Source organism: Streptomyces mangrovisoli, from assembly GCF_000974985.2.
Classification (GTDB): domain Bacteria; phylum Actinomycetota; class Actinomycetes; order Streptomycetales; family Streptomycetaceae; genus Streptomyces; species Streptomyces mangrovisoli.
The window spans coordinates 1-22163 of the sequence record NZ_LAVA02000089.1; the positions used below are offsets into that span (position 1 = coordinate 1).

Annotated in this window: 19 protein-coding genes and 2 pseudogenes; 14 read left to right on the forward strand and 7 right to left on the reverse strand. The window is 72.0% G+C overall.

The features are described 5' to 3' along the window. Nucleotides 1-227 precede the first annotated feature (227 nt). Nucleotides 228-1025, forward strand: a complete 798-nt coding sequence (locus tag WN71_RS30780; protein WP_240529825.1) for a hypothetical protein — start codon at nucleotides 228-230, stop codon at nucleotides 1023-1025. 105 nt (nucleotides 1026-1130) lie between these two features. Here the strand turns inward: WN71_RS30780 and WN71_RS30785 are convergent, their stop codons facing one another. Beyond that, entirely contained in the window at nucleotides 1131-1352 is a 222-nt protein-coding gene (locus tag WN71_RS30785) for a hypothetical protein (RefSeq protein WP_052742990.1), read from the reverse strand. 123 nt (nucleotides 1353-1475) lie between these two features. Here WN71_RS30785 and WN71_RS42980 point away from each other — a divergent pair. From WN71_RS42980 to WN71_RS30800, 3 genes and pseudogenes are all read left to right on the forward strand, one after another. After that, nucleotides 1476-1649 (forward strand): annotated as a pseudogene (locus tag WN71_RS42980) (universal stress protein); the annotation flags it as partial. 222 nt (nucleotides 1650-1871) lie between these two features. Continuing rightward, nucleotides 1872-2177, forward strand: coding sequence for a hypothetical protein (locus WN71_RS30795; RefSeq protein ID WP_420856544.1), 306 nt, complete (start codon nucleotides 1872-1874; stop codon nucleotides 2175-2177). 394 nt (nucleotides 2178-2571) lie between these two features. Next, nucleotides 2572-4479 carry an FHA domain-containing protein gene (locus tag WN71_RS30800; protein ID WP_240529826.1) on the forward strand — a complete coding sequence of 636 codons (1908 nt, stop codon included), beginning with the start codon at nucleotides 2572-2574 and terminating at the stop codon, nucleotides 4477-4479. A gap of 65 nt (nucleotides 4480-4544) precedes the next feature. Here WN71_RS30800 and WN71_RS30805 read toward each other — a convergent pair whose 3' ends face one another. After that, nucleotides 4545-4910, reverse strand: a complete 366-nt coding sequence (locus tag WN71_RS30805; RefSeq protein ID WP_046584406.1) for a YybH family protein — start codon at nucleotides 4908-4910, stop codon at nucleotides 4545-4547. Nucleotides 4911-5079: 169 nt separating this feature from the next. On the opposite strand from WN71_RS30805, the gene WN71_RS30810 reads away from it, so the two are divergent. Continuing rightward, nucleotides 5080-5976: a LysR family transcriptional regulator gene (locus WN71_RS30810; protein WP_046584405.1), complete on the forward strand. Its 897-nt coding sequence runs from the start codon at nucleotides 5080-5082 to the stop codon at nucleotides 5974-5976. Between the two features lie 189 nt (nucleotides 5977-6165). Continuing rightward, the gene (locus WN71_RS30815; RefSeq protein ID WP_046584404.1) at nucleotides 6166-6945 is read left to right on the forward strand and encodes an isocitrate lyase/PEP mutase family protein; all 780 of its coding nucleotides are present in this window, start codon (nucleotides 6166-6168) and stop codon (nucleotides 6943-6945) included. Nucleotides 6946-7105: 160 nt separating this feature from the next. Here WN71_RS30815 and WN71_RS30820 read toward each other — a convergent pair whose 3' ends face one another. Then, nucleotides 7106-7807: a DUF4232 domain-containing protein gene (locus WN71_RS30820; protein ID WP_046584403.1), complete on the reverse strand. Its 702-nt coding sequence runs from the start codon at nucleotides 7805-7807 to the stop codon at nucleotides 7106-7108. 312 nt (nucleotides 7808-8119) lie between these two features. On the opposite strand from WN71_RS30820, the gene WN71_RS30825 reads away from it, so the two are divergent. Continuing rightward, a complete protein-coding gene (locus WN71_RS30825) occupies nucleotides 8120-10432 on the forward strand; it encodes a helix-turn-helix domain-containing protein (RefSeq protein WP_107469818.1) in 2313 nt (770 codons plus the stop codon). A 179-nt stretch (nucleotides 10433-10611) separates the two neighbouring features. Here WN71_RS30825 and WN71_RS30830 read toward each other — a convergent pair whose 3' ends face one another. Further along, entirely contained in the window at nucleotides 10612-11043 is a 432-nt protein-coding gene (locus WN71_RS30830; RefSeq protein ID WP_046584402.1) for a DUF8189 domain-containing protein, read from the reverse strand. Between the two features lie 361 nt (nucleotides 11044-11404). Between WN71_RS30830 and WN71_RS30835 the strand changes: the two genes are divergently transcribed. The 3 genes and pseudogenes from WN71_RS30835 to WN71_RS30845 all read left to right on the forward strand — a co-directional run. Then, nucleotides 11405-13324: a peptidoglycan recognition protein family protein gene (locus tag WN71_RS30835; RefSeq protein WP_046584401.1), complete on the forward strand. Its 1920-nt coding sequence runs from the start codon at nucleotides 11405-11407 to the stop codon at nucleotides 13322-13324. Between the two features lie 228 nt (nucleotides 13325-13552). Further along, nucleotides 13553-14074, forward strand: a complete 522-nt coding sequence (locus WN71_RS30840) for a hypothetical protein (protein WP_046584433.1) — start codon at nucleotides 13553-13555, stop codon at nucleotides 14072-14074. Continuing rightward, a pseudogene (locus tag WN71_RS30845) lies at nucleotides 14071-14283 on the forward strand (MBL fold metallo-hydrolase); the annotation flags it as partial. The gene WN71_RS30840 and the pseudogene WN71_RS30845, both read left to right, overlap by 4 nt. 24 nt (nucleotides 14284-14307) lie before the next feature. Here WN71_RS30845 and WN71_RS30850 read toward each other — a convergent pair. After that, the gene (locus WN71_RS30850) at nucleotides 14308-15519 is read right to left on the reverse strand and encodes an FAD-dependent monooxygenase (RefSeq protein WP_046584400.1); all 1212 of its coding nucleotides are present in this window, start codon (nucleotides 15517-15519) and stop codon (nucleotides 14308-14310) included. Nucleotides 15520-15697: 178 nt separating this feature from the next. Next, nucleotides 15698-16099 carry a YunG family protein gene (locus WN71_RS30855; RefSeq protein WP_046584399.1) on the reverse strand — a complete coding sequence of 134 codons (402 nt, stop codon included), beginning with the start codon at nucleotides 16097-16099 and terminating at the stop codon, nucleotides 15698-15700. A gap of 87 nt (nucleotides 16100-16186) precedes the next feature. On the opposite strand from WN71_RS30855, the gene WN71_RS30860 reads away from it, so the two are divergent. The 3 genes from WN71_RS30860 to WN71_RS30870 all read left to right on the forward strand — a co-directional run bounded on the left by WN71_RS30860 (nucleotide 16187) and on the right by WN71_RS30870 (nucleotide 18248). Beyond that, the gene (locus WN71_RS30860; RefSeq protein WP_046584398.1) at nucleotides 16187-16729 is read left to right on the forward strand and encodes a YrhB domain-containing protein; all 543 of its coding nucleotides are present in this window, start codon (nucleotides 16187-16189) and stop codon (nucleotides 16727-16729) included. Between the two features lie 314 nt (nucleotides 16730-17043). After that, on the forward strand, nucleotides 17044-17610 hold the full coding sequence (locus WN71_RS30865; protein ID WP_046584397.1) for a dihydrofolate reductase family protein: 567 nt from the start codon (nucleotides 17044-17046) through the stop codon (nucleotides 17608-17610). 110 nt (nucleotides 17611-17720) lie between these two features. Beyond that, the gene (locus WN71_RS30870; RefSeq protein WP_206300185.1) at nucleotides 17721-18248 is read left to right on the forward strand and encodes a hypothetical protein; all 528 of its coding nucleotides are present in this window, start codon (nucleotides 17721-17723) and stop codon (nucleotides 18246-18248) included. 85 nt (nucleotides 18249-18333) lie between these two features. Here the strand turns inward: WN71_RS30870 and WN71_RS30875 are convergent, their stop codons facing one another. Further along, entirely contained in the window at nucleotides 18334-21150 is a 2817-nt protein-coding gene (locus WN71_RS30875) for a SpoIIE family protein phosphatase (RefSeq protein ID WP_079178242.1), read from the reverse strand. 182 nt (nucleotides 21151-21332) lie between these two features. Between WN71_RS30875 and WN71_RS30880 the strand changes: the two genes are divergently transcribed. Then, nucleotides 21333-22151, forward strand: a complete 819-nt coding sequence (locus WN71_RS30880) for a YwqG family protein (RefSeq protein WP_052742989.1) — start codon at nucleotides 21333-21335, stop codon at nucleotides 22149-22151. Nucleotides 22152-22163 lie beyond the last annotated feature (12 nt).

Sequence of the window (22163 nt, forward strand, 5' to 3'; positions counted from 1 at the left end):
CTCGCCTCACCTTGAAGCGCCGAAGTCAGTAGAGGTCGCGCGTGGAGGAGGCGCTGACAAGCTGCCGGCCGCCGCCGTCTACCCTCGTGACATTCGGCGCGGGGATGTCACGAGGGACGACGGCACATGGGTGGGCCTGTCCTTGGACGTACAGGACCGCCACCAGCCGGAGCTCTGCGTTTTTCAGCGCCGGGGCGCGCCTGCTCGTCTCCCAGTCGTCACGCCCTGTGCTGCTGGCCATCGTCGAAGAGCCCCTCCAGGGCGTGGACTTCTGGCGTAGCGACGCGTACCGCTCCTTCGTCCCCCCGCTGCGCGCCGACGTGGGGCGTGCCCTGGCGGGCAGCCCGGCGCGTTGGGCTCACCGCTTCGCGCGCCACCTCGTCGAATCGCCGGGCAGCCCGTTGCACGAGGGCCGGTGGCTGCTCACCTGCGAGAGCCCGCTCCAGCGCTGGCGCCACGCCACCACTTCCCATGCCGAGTACTGGAGCTCGATGCTCGTCGAGGGGCATCCGGACGGATACATCGACTGGTTCATGCACTCCACATCGTGGGAGGTTCTGCCGCTACGGCCGATGCCGGGACCGGGGGACAGCCGGGTGAAGGCGTACCGCAAGCGGGTCCGCGAGGGGACGCTCCCACCCGTTCTGGTGTGGTGGGTCAGTGGTCTGGACTGTCATGTGATCCTGGACGGTCACGCACGACTCGCCGCGGCGATCGCCGAGTCCGCCGAGCCGCCGCTGCTGCAGTTGCACCGCACCGTGCCGCGCGACGATCTGGCCGCGCGCGTCGACGACGCCGTGGACTTCTACGAGCAGGAGCTGGCACGCTTCGCCGAACTCCGCGCCGCCCACGGCCCCGCCGTCCCGGACGGCGCCGCCACCGCCGGCCCACAGCTCGTCCGCCTCCTCCACGACCTGGACACCGCGGAACAGCCGACCTGGGCCTGGCCCCTGCCCGGAGGGGAAGGCGCGTGGCGTCGCATCACCCGCGAGGTGACCCTCGGCACGGACTGGCCCCGCACCTGAACCCCGGCCGCATCACCGCCGCCCGGCGTCACGTCCGGACGGCCCGCCGGGGAGGCTCACCGTGCATCGCCAGGCCACCCTTCCCGGGAGCCTGTCCGGCGGGTGTCAGTTCCACGGTTCCCGGTCGGGGTCTTCACCCAGCTTCTTCGCGGCAGCCACGCAGAGGGCACGGCCGTAGATCTGGTTGCTGCCCCACCCCGAGCCCCACAGTCCGGTCGCGGCCCGGGCCACTGAGCGCCAACTGAGGTCCTCGTCGACGCGCCAGGCGCGGATTCGAGCGGCCATCTCGTGCGTGATCGCCGCCGGGTCCACAGGGTTCTGGGTCACGGCACCGACCGTACGGACTCGGCGGCGAGGACGGCCATCGGATTACGCCCCTGCGTGCGCTCCACCGGACGGCCGGCGGGGCCGGTGGGGCGTGGAGGTTCAAGAGCCGATACGACGAACGCCGTACGGGGCCATCCGGTGAAGACCCTGGCCGACGCCTCCGCGGGGACCGCCGGTCTGGTGGTGGGCACCCGTGGCCTCGGCGGCTTCACCGGCCTTCTGCTGGGCAGCGTCAGCCAGGGCGTGCTGCGGCATGCAAACTGCCCGGTCTTCGTGGTGCCGCGCACCCGCGGTTGACGGGACGGGCGGGCCCGACGCCCCGCCGGGAGGCTTGCATCTCCGGGCCACGCGTCCGGGGTTTCCGGTCCGGGGTTCGATCTTCGTCGTGGGGCATGAGACTGTCTGGTCGTGCCGGAGATGACGACCGGGTGGGCCGCAGCCTTGGCTGAGGCGTCGTCCCCTTCATGGACGCATCGTGTTAGTGCCGGGCGTGACCTTGCTTCCTTCGCCCATGTGCCCGTGGCAGCGGAAGCGCTGCTGGTGCTGCTGTCGGACATCGAGGACACGGCGGTGACGCGGCAGACGGCGGAGGCGTTGGCCCGGGTGGGGACGCCGGCCGCCGTACGCGTCATCGCTCTCGCGGTTGCCGGGGCCGACGACAACCAGGCCGACTGGCTGCAGACCGGGATACAGGACGCCATCGAGGGACCGGGCGGCGCGCCGGGCGTCGGATCGGTCTGCGGGCAGCTCGCCCGCGACCCGGAAGAAGCTGTCCGTCGGGGCGCCGCGGAGATCTCTGCGTGGGTGGGCGAGACCGGACGTTGACGTGAGTCGACGGGGGCGGCGGGCACTTGCCCGTGGCCGGGCGACGGCGTCCGGCGCGTCCTGCCGCCTTGCCGGGTGCAGCCGCGCCGATGAACGCCCTTGTGCGCCTGGCCCGTTGGGTGAAGGGCCCCTCCCGTACGGCTCCGGAATCCGGCATGATGGGTGATCTGCCCCAGTCGGGGCGAGGCTGCGTCGTCGTCAGAACCGAACGTCGTCAGATCCCAACGTCGTCAGAACCGAACGTCGTCACAACCGAACCATTCACCGGTCCCCAACGTCGTGCGGAAGTTCTTTCGCCCCACCCGTCACATGCCCCGGCCCCCGCCCGAGCGGCGGCGCGTTCCGGTGGCGCCTTGATCAGCGGTCATGGAGTCGGACGTCGGAAGGAAGTGCTGTGGCGCCGGTGCTTGTCGGGCACGAGGGAATACTGGCCGGAGAACGCATACCGGTGATCGGCACCAAGGTCACCTTCGGGCGCAACTCCGAGAACACCGTGGTGATCCCCAGTCTGAGCGTCTCGCGCTTCCACGCGGAGATCGTCCTCGACGACACCCAGGGCTACGTCCTGCGCGACTGCGGCAGCAGCAACGGAACCCTGGTGAACGGTGAGGAGGTCGACACGCGGCTCCTGGCGCCCGGCGACACCATCACCATCGGCGACCAGGAGTTCGGCTTCGAGGTCGCCGACGCCATGGAGACCATCATGGCGCTCTCCCTGCCGAGGTCCCTCACCCACGGCGAGGACGAGGCCGCGAAAGGTCCGGTGCTGAGGGTGACCATCGCGGGCGGCGGCCCCGTCGGCCTGTCGCTCGCCCTCCTCCTGGAGCGCTTCCTCGGCGCTCAAGTGGCGATCACCGTCTACGACGGCCGCTGGCGCAAGCAGGGCCGCACCATCGTGTGGAAGGACGCGAGCCAGGGCAACGTACGCCGCCAGCAGGTGGTGACCGTGCAGAGCCGCCAGTACCTCAGCCTTCCCGCCGAAGCGCAGGCCCGGCTGTTCGACCCGGACCACTACACCGAGATGTGGCCGTCCGGCCCCGACTCGATCGGCGACCACCACCCGCGCAACATGCGCATCGCCTACATCGAGGACAGGCTGCTGGAAGTGGCCAACGAGAAGCGGGACCGGATCCGGCTCGTTCCGGCGCGGTTCAGCGCCGACGAGCAGCAGGACGCCCTGACCGGCCAGCACGTGCTGGCGATCTGCGACGGAGGCCGGTCGCACACCCGGGAGACCTTCGCCGCCAAGTTCGGCAAGGCCGACGAGTCCATCTACTCGCTCGACGACCGCCACCTCCAGGACGTGGTCCTCGGCCTGCGCGTGAAGTCCCGGCTGAGCGACCCCATGGCGGTGCTGCTGACCGTGGGGCAGAACCGGTTCCTGCTGAACTCCCTGCGCGGTGAGGGTTTTTTGAACATGCGCCTGACGGACGCGGAGGCCGCGGAGGTCGTCGGGATCGATCCGGTCCGGCGCGTTTTCGAGGAGTGCATCGCCTCCCGACCCTGCGTGATGGGACGCGACGAGCACGGCGACTTCCACTGCTCCACGCACAGCACCCTGTTCCTCCCGGCGATGATCAGGAGCTCCTCCCTGTGGAAGCGGGTGGGCGAAGGGCTGCGCCTGTTCGGCGTCGAGCCGGAGGATCTGAGCGCGGTCACCTCGTTCCGCCTGGACATGGTCCAACGCCCCCGCTTCACCGCCGAGTTGCTGCCGCCCACGGCCAACACCCCTGGGACGTACGGCTTCTTGCTGGGCGACGCCGCCAACGCCATCCACTTCTGGCCGGGGCGCGGACTCAACAGCGGCCTGGCCTCAGCGATCTCGCTGGCCCGGTCCCTCAACGCGGCATGGAACGGAAAGCCCTTCCGTGACGCGGACTTCCTGCGCCACGAGGCCGCGATGTCGATGCTCCAGTACCGCCACAAGAGCCGCGCCTGGAAGGCGATGGTGACCACCGACGACCAGGGCGTCACCTGGGCCATCAAGGACATCATCGCGCACGGCATCGACGGGATCGCCGACGAGCCCGATCGCGAGGCCGACACCGCGACGCTGCTGGAGCGGCTGCGGGGGATCCGCGCCCGGCTGGCCAAGCGCATGCCCGGCCTGCCGGACGACGAGGCGATCCTGGAGCGGCTGGGGACCCTGGAGAACAGGACCCTGCGGATGCTGGTGCTCAGCGGTGCGTGGGACACGCTCACGATGGGCGGGGAAGAGGTCGACATCGACATCTTCTACGGGCAGGACTCCGCCGCCGCCGCGGCGGCCGTCGAAGCCTTGGAGCCGGCCGCCGCACACTGAACGAGCGACCGGATCGGCGGTCTGCCCGCGGTGCAAGAGCGGAAGGCGCTCGTGACGGGATGTGATCAACGAGTGGGCGGGGTGAACTCGGGCTGGTCGAGCACGCGCAGCCAGCTCCCGTCCGGCTGGCGCCGGACCACCTGTGCCCGGGCGCCGGCGCCGTCCTTCGGCGGGGTCGAGGTGAGGGCGATGTCGCCGCTGATCAGGGTCGGCAGCGGCTCCTCCGGCTCGAAGCGGGGACGGTTGGCCAGCACCTTCTCCCAGAGGGCGCGGATCGCGTCCCGCCCGACCGTCCGCGCACCGGGCGGGTACGCCAGCACCGCATCTTCTTCGTACAGCGCGGCGACCCCCGCCGCGTCACCGGAATTCGACCGCTCGACGAACAGGCGGGTGATGTCTTCGGGCCGCATGGCCTTCTCGTACTCCGGCATGGATTCCTCCTGGTGCGTCTGGTGCGTCTGGTGCGTCGGGTGCGTCTGGTGCGTGCGGCCGGTGGGCGCCCGCTGGGCGTCCGGTGGACCGCTCCGTCGTCTCCCAGGCTGGTCACTCCCGGGCCAGAAATCCAACAGATGGATGTTATGGAAACTAGAATTCCCAGTCATGGAACTGAGGCAGCTGGAGTACTTCGTCGCCGTGGCCGACGAGCGGAACTTCACCCGTGCCGCCGAACGGGTGCACATCAGTCAGTCCGGCGTCAGTGCCCAGGTCCGCCAGCTCGAACGGGAGCTGGGCGCCGAGCTGTTCGACCGGTCGGCCCGCACCGTCACCCTCACGGTCGCGGGCAAGGCCGCGCTCGAACACGCCCGCGCGGCGCTCGCCGCGGCCGGGGCGGTCGGCCAGGCCGTGGGCGAGGTGACCGACCTGATCCGCGGGCGGCTCACGGTCGGGATGGTCACCGGCTGCACCCTCACCCCGCTCTTCGACGCGCTCGCGGCGTTCCACGAGACGCATCCCGGTGTCGAGCTCTCACTGCTGGAGGACGGTTCCGACCGGCTCACCGAAGGGGTGCGCACCGGCGCCGTCGACCTGGCGCTCATCGGCACCGCGACGGACACCCCCGAGGGGCTGGACGCGCTGACGATCATCAGCGAGCGGCTGGTCGTGGCGGTTCCGGGCGGGCACCCCCTGGCCGAGCGGCGGCAGGTCGCCCTGCGTGACCTGACCGCCCACCCGATCGTGTGCATGCCCTCCGGCACGGGCCTGCGCGCCGTATTCGACCGGGCCTGCGCCGCACAGGGTGTGCAGCCCTCGATCGCGCTGCAGGCCAGCGCCCCGGACGCCATCGCGGATCTCGCCGTCCGCGGGCTCGGCGTCGCGCTTCTCAGCGAATCGATGGCCGCGCGCCACCGCGATCGGCTCACCGCCCGCCCCCTCGACGGCGTCGACGCACCGGCCCTGCTCGCCCTGGTCTGGCAGCGGGCCCACAACCCCGCGGTACGCGAGCTGCTCGTGCACAGCCGACGGGCGTTCACGGCGTTCTCCGGGTCCCGGCCGTAGCGGCCGGTGCGCCGCGCCGGGCGCCGAACCCGGCACGCGGTCCGACCCAGGGCCGTACCGTCGAGCCGTAACCGTCGAGCGAGAACCGAGCAGCGGTACGACATCGCGCGGAGGGCGCCCCGGTGCTCACGCCCCGATCCATCGCGGGGCCGGGCTGGCGCGACGGACCGGACGAGAGAGGCGCCGAGCATGACGTTCAAGTCCCTTCACCAGCAGCCCGTGCCGCTGCTGCTCCCCAACGCCTGGGACGTCTCCTCCGCCCTGGCGTACGCCGCGGCAGGCTTCCCCGCGATCGGTACGACCAGCTTCGGCCTCGCGGCCGCGGGCGGGAGGCCGGACGGCGGCCGGGCGTCCCAGCAGGCCACGCTCGCCCTCGTGGAGGCGCTGCGAGCCCTTCCCGTACACCTCACCGTCGACATCGAGGACGGCTACAGCGACGACCCGGAGGGCGTGGCGGCCTTTGCGGCCGGTCTCCGGGTCGCCGGGATCAACATCGAGGACAGCGCCGACGGCGAACTCGTCGATCCCGTGGTGCTCGTCGCCAAGATCGCCGCGATCAAGCGGCAGGCGCCGGAGCTGTTCGTCAACGCGCGCGTCGACACGTACTGGTTCGGCCGGCAGGCGACAGTGGAGCGGACGCTGGAGCGGGCCCGCGCGTACGTGGCGGCCGGCGCCGACGGGGTGTTCGTCCCCGGCACCATCGCACCCGCCGATCTGCGGAGTCTGACGGGGGGTGTCGAGGCCCCCGTCAACGTCCTCGCCCACCCGACGCTCACCCTGAGCGAACTCGGCGAACTCGGGGTACGGCGCGTGAGCACCGGCTCGCTGCCCTACCGGGCCGCCGTCGACGCCGCCGTACGCGTGGCGACGGACCTGCGCGACGGCGCGACACCGCCGGCCGCGACCAGCTACCACGCGATGCAGGAGCGGCTCGTCCGTTTCCAGGAGACGAAGCCGCACGAGGGCTGAGCCGGCGGCCGGGGGAGGGCGCGCGACGGGCGCGGCTCCGCCCCCGGCCTTCCACAGCCGCCCTCGACGGGCGGTCACCCCCGTCGCACCCCCCGCACATCCGCCGCCGGGCCCTCACTCCGGGCCCAGCGGGCCCTGCTGGATGCTTCCCGGGTACCGATCAGAAGTCGTCGGCTCCGTTGCGGAGTTCGGGAGTCCAGTAGCCGGTGAGGGCGTTCGCCGGGTCGACGGCGATGCCGCCGCTGCCGGGCGCCCGGACGGCGATGACCGCGGAGTCGCCCTCCAGGACGACGGAGAACGCCGACACGGGCTCGGCGTCCTCGTCGACCCCGCCGTCCGACAGCTTCACCAGCGCGTACGCGGGCGCTCCGGGCGTGAGGACCACGGGCGCGGCCGGCTTGCTCTTGGCGACGGGCGGGACGTCCTGCTTGTGGCTCTCCAGGAACTGGATGTGCGGCGCACCCGTGAGCCGGCAGGAGTGGCCGGAGGTGTTCTTCGCCGTGAGGACGATGTGGGTGTACGGAGGCCCGCCCTGGGTGGCCGCGCTGACGCGGACGTCCCGCGAGGTGCAGACCCGGGTGGCGGCGGACGCCTGCTCGCCCGACGAGTCGGCGGAGCCGCCCGCGGCGCTCCCGGCCTGGTCCGTCGAGCCCTTCGAGGAGGCCACGGAGGACTGCCCGGCGACCGGGTCCGTCGTGCCGGACCCGCTCGTGGGATCGCCGTCGGCCGCCGTACCGCTCGCCGAAGCGGCCGCCGCGGGGGCCGACGTGGCCGATCCGTCGCTCTGGCAGGCGGTGAGGGACAGGGCGAGAGCCGTGCCCGCGGTGGCGAGCAGCAGACGGTGGTGACGCGAGAGCTTCATGGAACGTTCCCCGTGAGTGGTGCGGGGCCGCGGCTCGTGCCGACGGCCGATGTGGTCTTGAGGCGCTGCGATCGAGCGGCCGGGAGGCCTCGCCCCGTGCCGGTCCTCAGTCGACCACCAACCACCCGCGGACCCCAGGCGGTTCACCCGGCAGAACTACCGTCCGTCATACTTCTGCCCGGTGCTCAACGAGCCCTGCGGGGCGGACCCGTACGAGCCGGACCAGCCGTACGGGTATGACGTGTCGGCCGTTTTCGACGAGCCGGCCGTCCAGGACGAGCCGTACGGGACGGATGAACGGGGGAAGTCGACGTGCTCGGAGGCACGCCATCCACGCAGGACTTCGGGCAGCGGCTGCGCTCCCTGCGGGCCCGCGCCGGACTGAGCCAGGAAGCGCTGTCGCACGCCGCCGGGGTGAGTGTCAGAGCGCTCGCCGACATGGAGCGCGGGCGTACGCGTGGCCCGCAGCGCCGTACGGTCGAGGCGCTCGCCGAAGCCCTGGGACTGGACGGTGACGAGGCGGCGGGCCTGGAGGGGGCGGCCGCGCTCGGGCGTCCCCGTCCCCGTCCGCGGACGGCCGAAGGCCCGGCCGTGACCGTCCCGCTGGCCCTGCCGCGCGACATCCAGGACTTCACCGCCCGTGACGCGGCGCTGGCGACACTGCTGGACCTGGCGGTCGACACGGGGCCGGACCGGCCGTCGGTCAGCGTGGTCGCCGGGCAGCCCGGACTGGGCAAGACCGCGTTCGCCGTGCACGCCGCGCACCGTCTGGCCCCGCACTTCCTCGACGGACAACTCGCCCTGGATCTGCGCGGCATGGACCCCGAGCCGACCACGCCCCGGGACGCGCTGGCCCGGCTGCTGGGCGCCATGGGGATCGCCGACGCGGCGCTGCCGGCCTCCGTCGACGACCGTGCAAGCCTGTGGCGCTCGCTGGCCGCCGGCCGACGACTGCTCCTGCTGCTGGACAACGCCGTCGACGAGGCCCAGGTGAGCCCGCTGCTGCCGGGCACCGGCGCGTCGCTGACCATCGTCACCAGCCGGCAGGCCCTGGCCGGCCTGCCGTCCGTCCAGCGCTGCGACCTGGCGCTGCTGCGGCGCGAGGAAGCGGTGGAGCTGCTGACCCGGATCGTGGGCCCGCAACGGGTGGGGGCGGAGGCGCAGGCCGCGCGCGACCTCGCCGATCTGTGCGGGCATCTGCCGCTCGCCGTGCGCATCGCCGGACAGCGGCTCCTCAGCCGCCCGCACGAACGCCTGGCCAAACTCGTCGCCCGCCTGACCGCCGAGGGGCGGCGGTTGGACGGACTCCAGGCCGGAAGCCTGCGCGTGCGCGCCGCGTTCGCCCTCTCCTACCGTCAACTGTCCGGCAGAACAAGGACGTTCCTGCGACGGGCCGCATTGGCCGACGGCGCCGACTTCAGCCCGGAGACCGGCGCGCTCCTGTCCGGCCTGCCCTACGACGACGCGGTCGCCTGCGCCGAGGAACTCACCGACGCAGGGCTGCTCCAGAGCGACCCCAGCGCGGAGCGCTACCGTTTTCACGACCTGCTCAGGCTCTACGCCGCCGAACAGGTCGAGGCCGAGGACGGGCCCGGCGTCCGCGACGCCGCCCTCGACCGCACCGCGGAGTGGATGCTGCGCCGGGCCACGGCCGCCGCGCTGCACTTCGACGCCGAACACGACCGTACGGCCCCCTCCGCAGACCCCGACCCGGAGACCGGACCCACCACCCGTGAGGAGGCCCGGACCTGGCTGGAGGCGGAGCGCGCCCAGTGGCTGGCGGCGTTGCGCCGGGCCCATGACACCGGCCGGCACCGGCAGGTCCTGGACACGGCGAAGGCCATGCACTGGTTCTCCGACCTCAACCAGCACTGGGAACAGTGGGTGGAGGTGTTCCGGCGCTCCTCGGACTGCGCCCGGGCGCTCGGCAGCAGGAGCGAGGAGGCGACCCACCTCAACTACCTCGCCTGGGCCTACAACCTCTGCGTCCACGACCCCCGCTCCGCCCTGACCACCGCCGACGCCGCACTCGCGGCGGCCCGCGGCGGGGAGGACGGACTCCAGGAGGGCTGGGCGCTCGGCTACGGCGCGGGCGCACTGCACCGACTGGGACGCACGGAGGAGGCCCAGGCGCGGCTGCGCGACGCGGCCCGCTGCCTGGCCCTGCAGAGGTCCCCACAGGCCAGGCTCGCCGAGCTGACGATCCTCAACACCCTTGGCGCGCTGGTGCGCCAGGCCGGCCGGGCGGAGGAGGCCCTGGACATCCACCGGCGCAGCGAACGGATCTGCCGGGCGGGCGTCGAAGGACGTCCGGACGAACTGATCGCCCTGTACCACGCGGTCACCCGGCAGCAGATAGGCAACGACCTGGTGGCCCTGGACCGCTGGCACGAAGCCGAGCCGCTGCTGCGGCAGGCCCTCGCCTTCTTCGAGACGGCGCAGATGCCGGCCTGGACCGAACAGGCACGGCTCGACCTCGGCCAGGTGCTGGGCGCCATGGGCCACCCGGAGGCCCGCGCGACGCTGACCGCCGCGCACGACGCCCTCGCCGCACTGAGAAGCCCCCGGCAGGCCGAGGCGGCCACTGCACTCGCCACGCTCGACCGGTCCGCCCCGGACGGCTGAGGACCGGCCGCCCGGCCGGTCCGTTCCTGCGCCCCGGACGACGTGCGGCCCGGCCGGTCCCCGAGGAGAGGAGCGGCCGGGCCCGGCAGCTGCTCGCGGCGCGGCCGGACGTGGGCGAGCCGCTCACGACGAACGCGCGTCACCCGCCCGTCAGCGCCGGGACGGCTCGCACGCCACGGTCACGGGCAGAGGGGGCCGGAGTCGTCGACGGCGCAGCTCACCCGCCAAGCGGTCCACGATCCGTCGCTGGAGCGCAGCCGGAACCAGTAGTTGCCGTCCTTGCCGATGGCCGCGATGGTGAAGTTCGAGAGGCTGCCCTGCAGATGGTCGATGCTGATCTGGCTCTGCACCCAACCACCCATCGACACCCAGCCGTTCCAGGACCCGTCGGGGTAGGTCCAGTTCGTCCACACCGCGTGATCGCTGCCGACGACGAACTCCTCCGTCGTCCCGTTCTCGAACTGCGTGGAGGCGACGCCGTAGGCGCAGAAGTACTTCTGGCCCTTGGTCGAACAGTAGGTCGCCGCCTGGGCGGGCGTCGCCGCCACGCTCACCCCCGTGAGTGCGGCCAGGGCCGCGACCGCCGTGACGGCACTCTTCAGTCTGCGCATGTGCGTGCTCCTTCTGCATCCTTCGCCGAGTGGCTTGGTCGTGCCGGGGAGAAGAGAGAATCGGCTTCCCCGGCGCCACGACGAGTCGACCACGCACCCATGGACCCGAACCATGCAGAACGACCGGCAGAACTAAGGACGTCGACGGCGCCAAGTGTCCCGTCGCATCCGATCACCATCGGAGAGCTGAGTGATCGGTCCACCGCAACTCGCTTCAGTTCAAGCCGAGTTGACTCCCGTTCACCCGGAAGAGGATCATCCACACCCGACCATGGCGCGGACGCGGTCGCCGAACTCGCTTCCAGCGAACCGGCATCCGAGTCCGCGTAGTTGATTGCTCTTCACGTTCGGGGATTTGTTCATGACCACTGGAAGTTCCGTCCGCGGCCCCGTGTCGCGGCGCGGTCGAACGGCGCTGCTCGCCGCGGGCGCCGCCGTGGCCGTCGCGGGGACGATGGCCGTACCGATGACCGCCCTGGCGACCGGTGACACCGGTTCACAGGCGGCCACCCGGGAAGGGGACTTCACCGCGGCCGCCGCCGAGTTCCACGTGCCCCGCCAGGTGTTGATGGCGGTGGCCTACCAGGAGTCCGCCTGGGACACGCACCAGGGGGAGCACAGCACCGACGGCGGCTACGGGCCGATGCACCTGACCGACGTCACACCCGCCATGATGGCCGGCGGCGACGCGGGCGCGGCGGGTCGCGCCGATCTGGCCGAGATGGCCGCGGACCCGGCCCTGCACACCCTCCAGGCCGCCGCGAAGCTGACCGGGCTGTCCGCCGACGAACTGCGCGGCGACCCCGCCGCCAACATCCGCGGCGGCGCCGCGCTGATCGCCTCCTACCAGCACAAGGCGGTGGGCGGCACGTCCGCCGATGCCGGCGACTGGTACGCGGCCGTGGCCCGCTACAGCCAGTCCACCCGGAAGCAGGGTGCCGCGGCCTTCGCCGACCGTGTCTTCGCCACCCTCAAGAAGGGCGCCCACCGCACCACCGCCGACGGCGAGAGCGTGACCCTGCGACCCGACGCCGATGTCCGCCCGGCCACCGGCCAGCTGGCCGCCCTGAACCTGAAGTCCGCGGCGACGACCGACACGGAATGCCCCGCCACCGTGGACTGCACCTTCGTCCCGGCCGCCGCGTCCAACGGCCAGGTCTCCAACCGCCCCGCCAACGGCATCCGCATCGACACCATCGTCATCCACGACACGGAGAGCTCGTACGCCTCCGCCATCACCACCTTCCAGACGGCGGGCGGCAGCGCCGCGCACTACGTCATGCGGTCCTCCGACGGCGCGGTGACACAGATGGTGCCGACGAAGGACCTCGGCTTCCACGCGGGCAACTACTCCACCAACATGCACTCGATCGGCATCGAGCACGAGGGGTACGCCGCGCACGGCGCCACCTGGTACACCGAGGCCCAGTACGAGGCCACCGCCGAACTGGTGAAGTACCTCGCCGCCAGGTACGACATCCCGCTGGACCGCGAGCACATCGTCGGGCACGACAACGTCGCGGGGCCCAACTCCTCACTGACCGCGGGCATGCACTGGGACCCGGGACCGTACTGGGACTGGGACCGCTTCATGAGCCTGCTCGGGGTGGACAGCGGACGCCACGGCGTCGGGCCCGTCGGCTCGGTGGTCACCATCGCCGCCGGCTTCGAGAACAACCAGCAGACCGCGCAGATCTGCCCGGCCGACGACCCGACCGGCGCCACCACCGCGTGCACCGAGACCACGCAGGCGTCGAACTTCGTCCACCTGCGCACCGCGCCCAGCGACACCGCCCCGCTCTTCGGCGACCAGGCCCTGCACCCCGGTGCGGCCGGCACGGACCGAGTCAACGACTGGGGCAGCACGGCGCAGGACGGCCAGCAGTTCGTCGTCGCCGACCAGGACGGCGACTGGACCGCCATCTGGTTCAGCGGCGCGAAGGTGTGGTTCTACAACCCGCACGGCTGCAACACCGCGCCGGCCCACGGCGTGCAGGTGATCAAGGCCGCCGGCGCCTCCCCGGTGGCCGTGTACGGCTCCAGCTACCCGGACGCCTCCGAGTACCCCACGGGTCTGTCGCCCTCGACCCAGGCCCCGCTGAACATGTACACCGTCCCCGCCGGCCAGGCCTACGTGGCCACGCGCCCCGCAGCCCGCACCGACGACTTCTTCCCCTCCAGCGGCACGGTCGTCACCGGCGCCAAGTCCATGTTCACCATCCAGTACAACCATCGCGTCGCCCTGGTCTACGCGTCGGACGTCACGGCCGACGACGCATGACGGCACGCTGAGCGCACCGATGCGCACACGGCCGCCAGAGCGGTGCACAGGGAACAGACCTTCCCGTGCACCGCCCTGGCGGCGGCGGGCAGCGCCACGTCCGGCCCGGTGAGAGCTGGCCACCACCGTGATCGGGGCGATCGAGGAGCGGTTCGAGCGGGGCCGGGACGGCCTGCCGGACTGGAAAGAAGCACACCCCGGTCCCGGACAGCACTTAGGTTGGCTGACGTGACTACAGGGGGGCGGAGGTATCGATACGTCGGACCGATCGAGCTGACGGCCACGGTCCGGCCTGGCAGGGGCGGGTGCCCGATCGGCTCGGCGGCTGAGTTCGGCGCCTGGATCGCCAAGCGATCGGCGGCGGAGCTGGCCGAACCGTTCACCTTCGTCGTCGGCGTGGACGGTGTGCTCCGGCTGGCGCCGCGGCGCAGCGAACACGTCGCCTGTGCGGGCGGAGACGTGGTTCTGAGCGCCGGAGAGATCAGCTTCGTGCGCGAGCCGGAGCGGTGGGCCGTGAGCGAGGTCAGCAACCATTCCACCGGGTACTGCCCAGACGTCACCTCGTGGCCTGACGTCGCCCGTGCACTGGACGTCGTAGGTCTCGGTCGGCCCTCCGGCTTTACGTACGAGGTGGTGTTCCGACGGTGCCTGGTCTGCCAGGAACACAACATCGTGCGCGAGGACGACTTCGTCTGCGTCTTCTGCGGCAGCGAGCTGCCGGAGAGCTGGAACGTGGATTCCACCCCGTGACGCACGAACACGCCGATCACGTCGACGTGCTCCGCCTGGCCGGACCGGGCGTGCCGGTCTACGGCCCGGCCGCGTCGGACCTTCCACGGCTGAAGGCCAACGAGGTCACGTCCGGTATGGAGTTCACCGCCGCAGGCTTCCGCGTGAGGGCGGTCGGCGAGCGTCACGCGTTCGTCCACGCCAGCCGCCCGGACTGCGCGAACCTCGGCACGCTCTGAGGGCCGCATCCGCGCCTATGCGGCCGGCGACGGCGGGTACTCGTCCACGGTCAGGGAGTTGTAGACCCGGGCGCTCTTGGTGGTGAGGCGAAGGAGGGCGCGACTGGGGCCCACGGGCAGGGCGGAGATCAGCCGGGCTCCCCGGGCCAGTCCCCACGCGCCGAGACGGGACGTGGGGATCAGGGTCCTCGCCGCGCTCAGCGCGACGGCACGGCTGTCGCGCACGTACGCGGCCATCGCCCGCTCGTAGGCGGGGAAGGCGCGCTCGTGGTCCCCGTCCGCGCGCGCCAGTTCCCCGGCCAGGACGTACGCGCCCACGACGGCCAAGGTCGTGCTGCCGCCTACGGCCGGGCCGGGGCAGTAGCCCGCGTCGCCGACGAGCGTCACCCGCCCTCGCGACCAGGTGTCCATACGGAGTTGGGTGATCGAGTCGAAGTAGAACGCCGGGGTGCGGTCGAGTTCGGCGAGCCAGCCGTCCACATGAGGGTGCATCCTGGCGAACGCCTCGCGCAACAGCTCCTTGTGGCGCGGCACGTCGCGGTGATGGCAGTCGAGTTCACGCTCGCTGCGGAACAGGAACAACGCCCGTGCGTCGCCGAGGTGCCGTGCCCCGTACATGCCCGCGGTGCGGCCGACGCCGACATGGATGAGGAGTTCGCCGTCGAGACCGAGGTCGTTCGGCAGGCTGAGCACCCCGAAGTAGGCCCCGATGAAGGCGTTGTGGCCGGACCCGCCCCCGAAGACGAGGCGGCGCACGGTGGAGTGCAGCCCGTCCGCGCCGATGACGAGGTCGAAGCGGCGCGGCGCGGCGTTCTCGAACCGCACTGTGCCGTCGGCGGAGATCTCGGTGATCGAGTCGCCGAAGACGTACTCGACGTCGTCGCGTGTGGCGTCGTAGTAGATCTCGCTCAGGTCGTCGCGCATGACCTCGAGATGTCGCTCGGAGGTGGCGCCCAGGATCTTGGCGAGGTCCGCCCGCACGGGACGGGGTGCGCCCTCCCGATAGAGGGTCATCCGCTGCGTGCCGGTGGCACGCTCCTCGATGCGCGGGAGGACGCCCATCCGCTCCGAGATCTCCGTCGCGGGCCGGAACAGGTCGACCGCGTGGCCGCCGGTCCTGCGGAGCGTCGGCGCGCGCTCGACAACGGTGACGGAGAACCCGTGCCGGGTGAGCCAGTAGGCCACGACCGGACCGGCGACGCTGGCGCCGGAGACGAGAATCCGCATGGTGCGACGTCCTTTCGACGGGCCCGTCCGGCGCGTGTCGCGGCGAACGACGACGCCCACTGTCCTCGCCGGAGTCCGCCGACGGCTTGGACAAATGTCCTGTCGCCGGAAGCGCTGCCTCGCCGGACGCCGCGGAGGCGCACCGACGTCACCGCTCCGGCCCGTCTGCCCCGTCGCCTCAGCTCGGCTCCGGGAGCGGGCCAAGGCGCTTGATCACACGCTCGCGCAGGAGGAGGTACTCCTCCCAGCGGCGGGGCAGCGGGCCCGGCGGCCGCGTGACGACACGGGAGGCGGTGACCGTCTGCCCGCGCCGGAACTGCTCGCGCGTCAGGTCGAGTTCCACCCCGCTGGTCAGCCGGTTCCACCAGTGGAAACCGTGCTGGGTTCCGTCAAGATGCACCTCGCCGACCATCAGATCACCGCCGAAGACGTCGTTGACGATCAAGGCCGTGATGTCGCAGTGCCCCCAGGCCGGGTTGTCCGCCTGCCAGTCGGCCTGGTCGTCGGGCGAACAGGTGTCGGCGGCCCAGCCGGCACGCAGGGCCCTGTCGAGATCAAGCAGGTTCCACGGGGTTGTCATGCCGTCAGAATCGCAGCCGCCACTGACAGCGCAGACGGCGCCGGCGCGCGGCCCGGCCATCCGCAGCCGAGACGGCAGACTGTACGCGTGATCGAGCGAGAAGCCGCGGTTCGGGCTGTGGAAGAGCAACTGGAGCGCGACTTCCAGCAGTGGCGGGCGCTGAGTGCGGACGCCGTGAGGATGGCTGTGGTCCGGGCGCTGGTGTGGATCGTCTCCTGGCAGTCCGAGGAGTTCGTCCGCACCCGCATCTCGAAGTACGCGCTGGTGGGCAACGGGCCGTATCTGGTCGACCGTCTCGACGGGCGACTGCACCAGATCGGCGTCCTCGCCGCGAAATCCGGGGAGTGGGAGGCCGACTACCGGGCCAGGATACGCGGGCTGCCGGTGCGCACCGCGGTGGACGAGCTGCACGATGCGCTCCGTGCCACCGCCACCGCACGTGGGCGGCTCGACGCTGTGCGGAGACTGCGCCGAAAGCTGCCTGTGCTCCTGCCCGCGGAGGCCGTCGAGTACGTGAGCGCGTTGCTGGAGGGCGATCCACCCGCGCGCCTCGTGGCCGTCGCCACCAAGGAACTGGTGGAGAGCTTCAACCCGGTGTACGCGGTGATGACCGTTCGATCGGAGCCGTAATCCGAGCCCCCCGAAGCCCTGCGCCTGCCCCTCGACGACGCCGGCGTGGCGCACAGGCGGGGTGCGCAGCCTGAGTTCTCTTGCGTACGTTCCGGAGAGGCCGCTTTGACCTGCGGTGATGCGGGTGCCTGGGAGGCGGCTCGGTGTGGTTCTCGAAGCGGCCGGTATGAGGCCGGTCGTCCGTGTCGGTCGCGTACACCACGTTGCGCCCCGGGCGCGGGGGAGGATGGCCGCTGAGCTCAGATCGCGTGCCGATGAGTTTCCCGTGCCGGTCTGGTCTCCACGCCGGACACCCACGCACGGAAGGCTGGGCCATGCGGAAACTGATCTACGGCATGAACCTGACCCTGGACGGTTACACCGCCGCGGTCGGTGACGACATCGGCTGGAGCGGACCGCCGAGCCCCGAGCTGTTCCAGTGGTGGCTCGACTACGAGAAGGCGAGCGGCCTGACGCTGTACGGGCGCAAGCTCTGGCAGGCGATGAGCTCCTACTGGCCGACCGGCGACCAGCAGCCCGACGCCACCCCGGCGGAGATCGAGTTCGCGCGGAACTGGCGGGACTCGCCGAAGGTGGTGTTCTCCTCGACGATCGACAAGGTCGACTGGAACACGCGCCTGGTCACCGGGGACGCGATCGCCGAGATCACCCGGCTCAAGGCCGAGGACGGCGGCCCTATGACCATCGGCGGCGCCACCCTCGCGGGGGCGGCCCTGCGCGCCGGGCTGATCGACGAGTACGTGGTCGTCGCCCATCCGGTCCTGGTGGGCGGCGGCACGCCCTTCTTCGCCGCGGTGGACAACTGGGTGAACCTGAGGCTGTTGGAGACGCGCACGTTTCCCGGCGGCGTGGTCCTGACGAGGTACGAGACGAGGGGCTGAGCAGCATCTCGCGGGTGCACGGCGCACGGCGCACGGTCCGGGGGCGGGGGCCCGGCGGTCTGGCGGCCAGGGATAGACTGCTGCGCTTCACCTGACTGGAGGTCACCTGAGTGTCCACCGCACGGTTACTTGCCGGTGCTCAGCTGGCTCTGGCGGTGCTCGCGCTGTCCAGCTGCTCCTCCGTCTGGGGCTGCTCCGACACGACGGCGAAGCGTGGCCAGGCCGCCGTCCGGGTGCAGGTCGAGAACGCCTCCGGGCAGCGTCTCGGCGTCACGGCGGAGGTCGTCGACTGGCGACTCGCACCCCACCCGCAGACGCCGGACGCGGGGGACATGGTGCACTTCCACTTCCGCTTCGACGGCGTCGACGAGTACTCCGGCCCCGCGGTGGACGCCTGCGCGGTCGACAAGAAGCGCGTGGCGCTGGGGTGCCTGACGGTCTACTCGTCCGATGTGTCCGGGCCGGGAGGCAGCGGTACGGGCGACGACTGGCTCACCGTCCAGCACCCCGAGCAGGTCGCCGGAGTGCTCCTGGTACCCAATGACCAGTCCGGCGGCAGACCGACCTGCGAGCGGGACCCCAAGGACGGCGGCGGCCCGCATCCGCCGGAACCGGCGAGCGTGGGGGACCAGTTGTAGGCCGTCGGCGCGCGGGCGGGGCGGCGGCCGCGGTCGTCGCCCTCGGCCCGCCGGCAGTACAGGTCCTCGTGCTCCGCCGAGACCCTCAGAGTCCCTCGTCGCTCCACTGGTCGAGGAGGGCCTCGTCCGTGACCCCCGCGAGGTCCGGCGCCTGGTCCTGGAGCGCCTGCTCGGTCCAGATCACCTTGCCGCGGGGGGTGTAGCGGGTGCCCCAGCGCTGTGCGAGCCGCGCGACCAGGAAGATCCCGCGGCCGCCCTCGTCGGTGATGGCCGCGCGGCGCAGGTGCGGGGAGGTGCTGCTGCCGTCCGAGACCTCGCAGATCAGGGTGCGGTCGTACAGCAGACGGACGGTGATCGGTGGTGTTCCGTAGCGGACGGCGTTGGTGACCAGCTCGGACAGGATGAGTTCCGTGGCGAAGCCGATGTCCTCCAGTCCCCAGTCCCGAAGTCGTTCCACGCACGCGGCGCGGACCGGTGCCACGGCCGCCGGATCGGACGCAACGTCCCACTGGGCCATGCGGTCGGGCGGCAGCAGCCGGGTCCGTGCGACGAGCAGGGCGACGTCGTCGCGGGGGCGGACGGGCAGGACGGCCTGGAAGACGGTCCGGCAGGTCTCCTCCGGGTCCTCGTCGGGGTGGTTCGCGAGGGCGTCGCGCAGCAGGCCGATCCCGACGTCGATGTCACGCCCGCGTTGTTCGACCAGCCCGTCGGTGAACAGCACCAGCCGGCTGCCCTCGGCCAGCGTGAGCTCGGCCGTCTCGAAGGGCTCCGCGGCGCCCAGGCCCAGGGGAGGGGAGACGGGCACGTCGGGGATGTCGACGGCGCCGTCCGGGTGCACGATCAGCGGCCCCGGATGCCCCGCCCGTGCCATGCCGGCCACCCCGCCGGCCGGGTCGTAGACGACGTACAGGCAGGTGGCGCCGATGACGCCCTGACCGCTGTCCGGGCCGCCCGGCGCATCGGCGTCGATGCGGGCGACGAGGTCGTCGAGGTGCACCATGAGCTCGTCCGGTGCCAGATCGAGGGCCGAGAGATGGTGCACCGCCATCCGCAGCCGGCCCATGGCGACCGCCGCGTGCAGACCGTGTCCGACGACGTCCCCCACCACCAGGGCGACCCGCGCCCCCGGCAGCGGGATGACGTCGAACCAGTCGCCGCCCACGTCACCGGCCTCGGCCGGCAGATAGCGGTGGGCGACCTCCACGGCGCTCGGCGTGGGCAGCGACCCCGGCAGCAGACTGCGCTGCAAGGCCACGGCCATGCTGTGCTCGCGCGCGTAGCGGCGGGCGTTGTCGACGGACACCGCGGCCCGTGTCGCCATCTCCTCGGCCAGCTCCAGGTCGTCGCGTTCGAAGGGGGCGGAGTTGTCGGAGCGCCAGAACGTGGCCACTCCCAGGATCACGCCGCGGGCGTACAACGGGACCGTCAGCAGTGAATGGGCGCCGCCTTCGACGATGCGCCGGGCCCGCTCGAAGTCCTGGAAGCCGAAGCCGGGGACGTAGCTGGGGACGTGCCCCTCGACGGCGCCCAGGTCCCGCTCCATCAGTCCCTGCCCGGCGGCCAGGTCGGCCATCCGTGACGCGGGAGGCAGGAAGGCGACGCGCTCGCCCACCGCGGCGAGCGGGACGTCGTCGCGGACGCCGGTGGCGGCGACCCGCCGCAGCGACCGTTCCCTTCCGGTGGGCTCCTCGCCGCGCAGCACGGACTCCGCCAGGTCGACGGTCACGTGATCGGCGAACTGCGGTGTCGCCGCCTCCGTCAGCTCCTCGGCCGTGCGGGTCACGTCGAGGGTGGTGCCGATGCCGATGCTGGCGTCGTACAGCGTCTTGAGACGTGCGCGGGCCGCCGCCGCGCGGCCGGACAGCTCACTCAGCTCGGTGGAGTCACGCAGGGTCGCGACGATGCCGGAGGCGCTCTCGTCCCCGGCCAGGGGCCGCTGGTTGACCGCCAGGACCCGGCCGGCGGCCCGGTGCACCTCGTCGGTGGCCGTACGGCCGGAGAGCAGCAGCTCGCTGATGGGCGGCGCCAGGTCCAGCTCGCCCACGCGACGGCCCTGGGCGTCCGGCGACAGGTCGAGCAGCCGCCGTGCCTCCTCGTTGATCAGCACCACCCGCTGGTCGCCGTCCAGGATGACGATGCCCTCCCGGACCGTGTGCAGGACCGTGTCGTGGTGCCGGTACATGCGGGTGATCTCGGCCGGACCCAGCCCGTGCGTCTGGCGCAGGAGCCGTCGGCTGAGCAGTATCGCGCCCGCGGTGCTGACCGCCATGGCGGCGGCGGTGACGCCGAGCAGCACCGGTAGGTCCTGAGTGGCCGTGGCGCTGATGCGGGCCACCCGCACCCCGACGGCGACGCCGCCGAGCACGGAACCGTCCGTGTCCCTGATCGGCATGAAGGTGCGTACGGCCGTGCGGTTCCCGGACTCGTTCTGCCCGGTGACGGTGCGGCCGGTCCGCAGGGCGTTCAGGTCCTGCGTGAAGGGGATGCGCTTGCCGATCAGGGTCGGATCCGGCTGCGTGAGGCGGGTTCCGTGGCGGTCGACGAAGACGATGAAGTCCAGGTGGGCGTGGTGTCTGATCTCCTCGGTCCGCGGCTGGAGCAGCGCCGTCGGATGGGACGACTTCATGGCCGCCGTGACGCCCGGAGAATGCGCCAGGGTGTCGGCCACGGCGAAGGACCGGTCCTCCGCCGACTGGGTGGCCTGGCGGCGGACGGTCGTCACGATCAGGACGACGGCGACGAGCGCCATCAGGATCACGATGGCCACCTGGAGCATGAACATCTGCCCGACGACGCTGCGCGCGCTCACCAGTGACCGCAGTCCGCCACGACGACCGGCCCCGGCCGTCCGCCCGTGCTGAGGTCCGGCTCGGTCCTGCCGTCGGCGGAACAAGCGCGTCATGCACCCATTTCACCCCTTGTGTGACGTTTCGCGCAGACCTCGCTCCCCGGTCACCGGCCAGGGGAGTGCAGACGCGGTTCCCGCCGCTGTCCCGTCGGGGGAGGGTGTCCGCCCGGCTGTCGGTGGCGGGGACTAGCGTGCCTCCAGCGTTCTGTCGATCTTCGTCCGCCCGAGGAGCCACGATGCCCGCAGACCGGCCCGCAGACCGGCCCGCAGCGCCCGAGAGCGACCTGCGCACGCTGATACCCCAGTACGGCGGCTTCGCCCGTCAGGCCGTCGTCCTCAACCCGGAGCCCGGCGAGCCGGACATGCGGGAGAGTTCGCTGGGCGGCGGGCTGCTGTGGCCGGCGGACGAGCCGTGGCCCTACTGCGCCCAGGAGGGCCACTGGACGTTCGGCCCGGACTGGCGCAACCGCACCGAGATCCTCCCCGGTGCGGTGCCGATGATGCCGATCCTCCAGTTGTACGCCCGGGACGTGCCGGGGGTGGAGTTCCCGGAGGGCACGGACCTGCTCCAGCTCGTGTGGTGCGCCTTGAACCATGACGAGGACCCGGGGCCGGTGGTACCGCGGCTCCACTGGCGCAACGAGGCCCAGGTCGTCGCGGGGGGACTGCTCTCCGAGATCCCCGCGGCGGGGGAGACGGAGTACGACGAGGACAACATCCCCCGCCCGTCCACGCTGACCCCCGCCGTCGCGGAGGACCTTCCGAGGTGGACGGACCTGCCCGAGGACCTGCGGCGCGACCTGGAACAGCGTCTCGGGTCGCCGGGCAACCGCTTCGTCCGGCCGCCCGACGCCAACATCATCGCGACGAAGGCCGGCGGCTGGCCCGCCTGGACGCAGCCCGCCGACTGGCCGGACTGCGCGTGCGGGCAGCGCATGGAACACCTGGTGACCATCACCGGCGACATCCAGCTGGGCGACTGCGGAGGCGTGTACTTCTTCCACTGCCGCCGCTGCCCCGGCGTCCCGTGGGACTGGCGGTTCGACTGCCACTGACCGGCGGCACCG

Excerpts from the sequence above, each read along its gene's own strand:
- WN71_RS30805 (WP_046584406.1), bottom strand. The coding sequence starts at position 4,910 with ATGCCGGAGTACGAGAAGGCCATGCGGCCCGAAGACATCACCCGCCTG.
- WN71_RS30810 (WP_046584405.1), top strand. The coding sequence starts at position 5,080 with ATGGAACTGAGGCAGCTGGAGTACTTCGTCGCCGTGGCCGACGAGCGG.
- WN71_RS30815 (WP_046584404.1), top strand. The coding sequence starts at position 6,166 with ATGACGTTCAAGTCCCTTCACCAGCAGCCCGTGCCGCTGCTGCTCCCC.
- WN71_RS30820 (WP_046584403.1), bottom strand. The coding sequence starts at position 7,807 with ATGAAGCTCTCGCGTCACCACCGTCTGCTGCTCGCCACCGCGGGCACG.
- WN71_RS30830 (WP_046584402.1), bottom strand. The coding sequence starts at position 11,043 with ATGCGCAGACTGAAGAGTGCCGTCACGGCGGTCGCGGCCCTGGCCGCA.
- WN71_RS30835 (WP_046584401.1), top strand. The coding sequence starts at position 11,405 with ATGACCACTGGAAGTTCCGTCCGCGGCCCCGTGTCGCGGCGCGGTCGA.
- WN71_RS30850 (WP_046584400.1), bottom strand. The coding sequence starts at position 15,519 with ATGCGGATTCTCGTCTCCGGCGCCAGCGTCGCCGGTCCGGTCGTGGCC.
- WN71_RS30855 (WP_046584399.1), bottom strand. The coding sequence starts at position 16,099 with ATGACAACCCCGTGGAACCTGCTTGATCTCGACAGGGCCCTGCGTGCC.
- WN71_RS30865 (WP_046584397.1), top strand. The coding sequence starts at position 17,044 with ATGCGGAAACTGATCTACGGCATGAACCTGACCCTGGACGGTTACACC.
- WN71_RS30875 (WP_079178242.1), bottom strand. The coding sequence starts at position 21,150 with ATGACGCGCTTGTTCCGCCGACGGCAGGACCGAGCCGGACCTCAGCAC.
- WN71_RS30880 (WP_052742989.1), top strand. The coding sequence starts at position 21,333 with ATGCCCGCAGACCGGCCCGCAGACCGGCCCGCAGCGCCCGAGAGCGAC.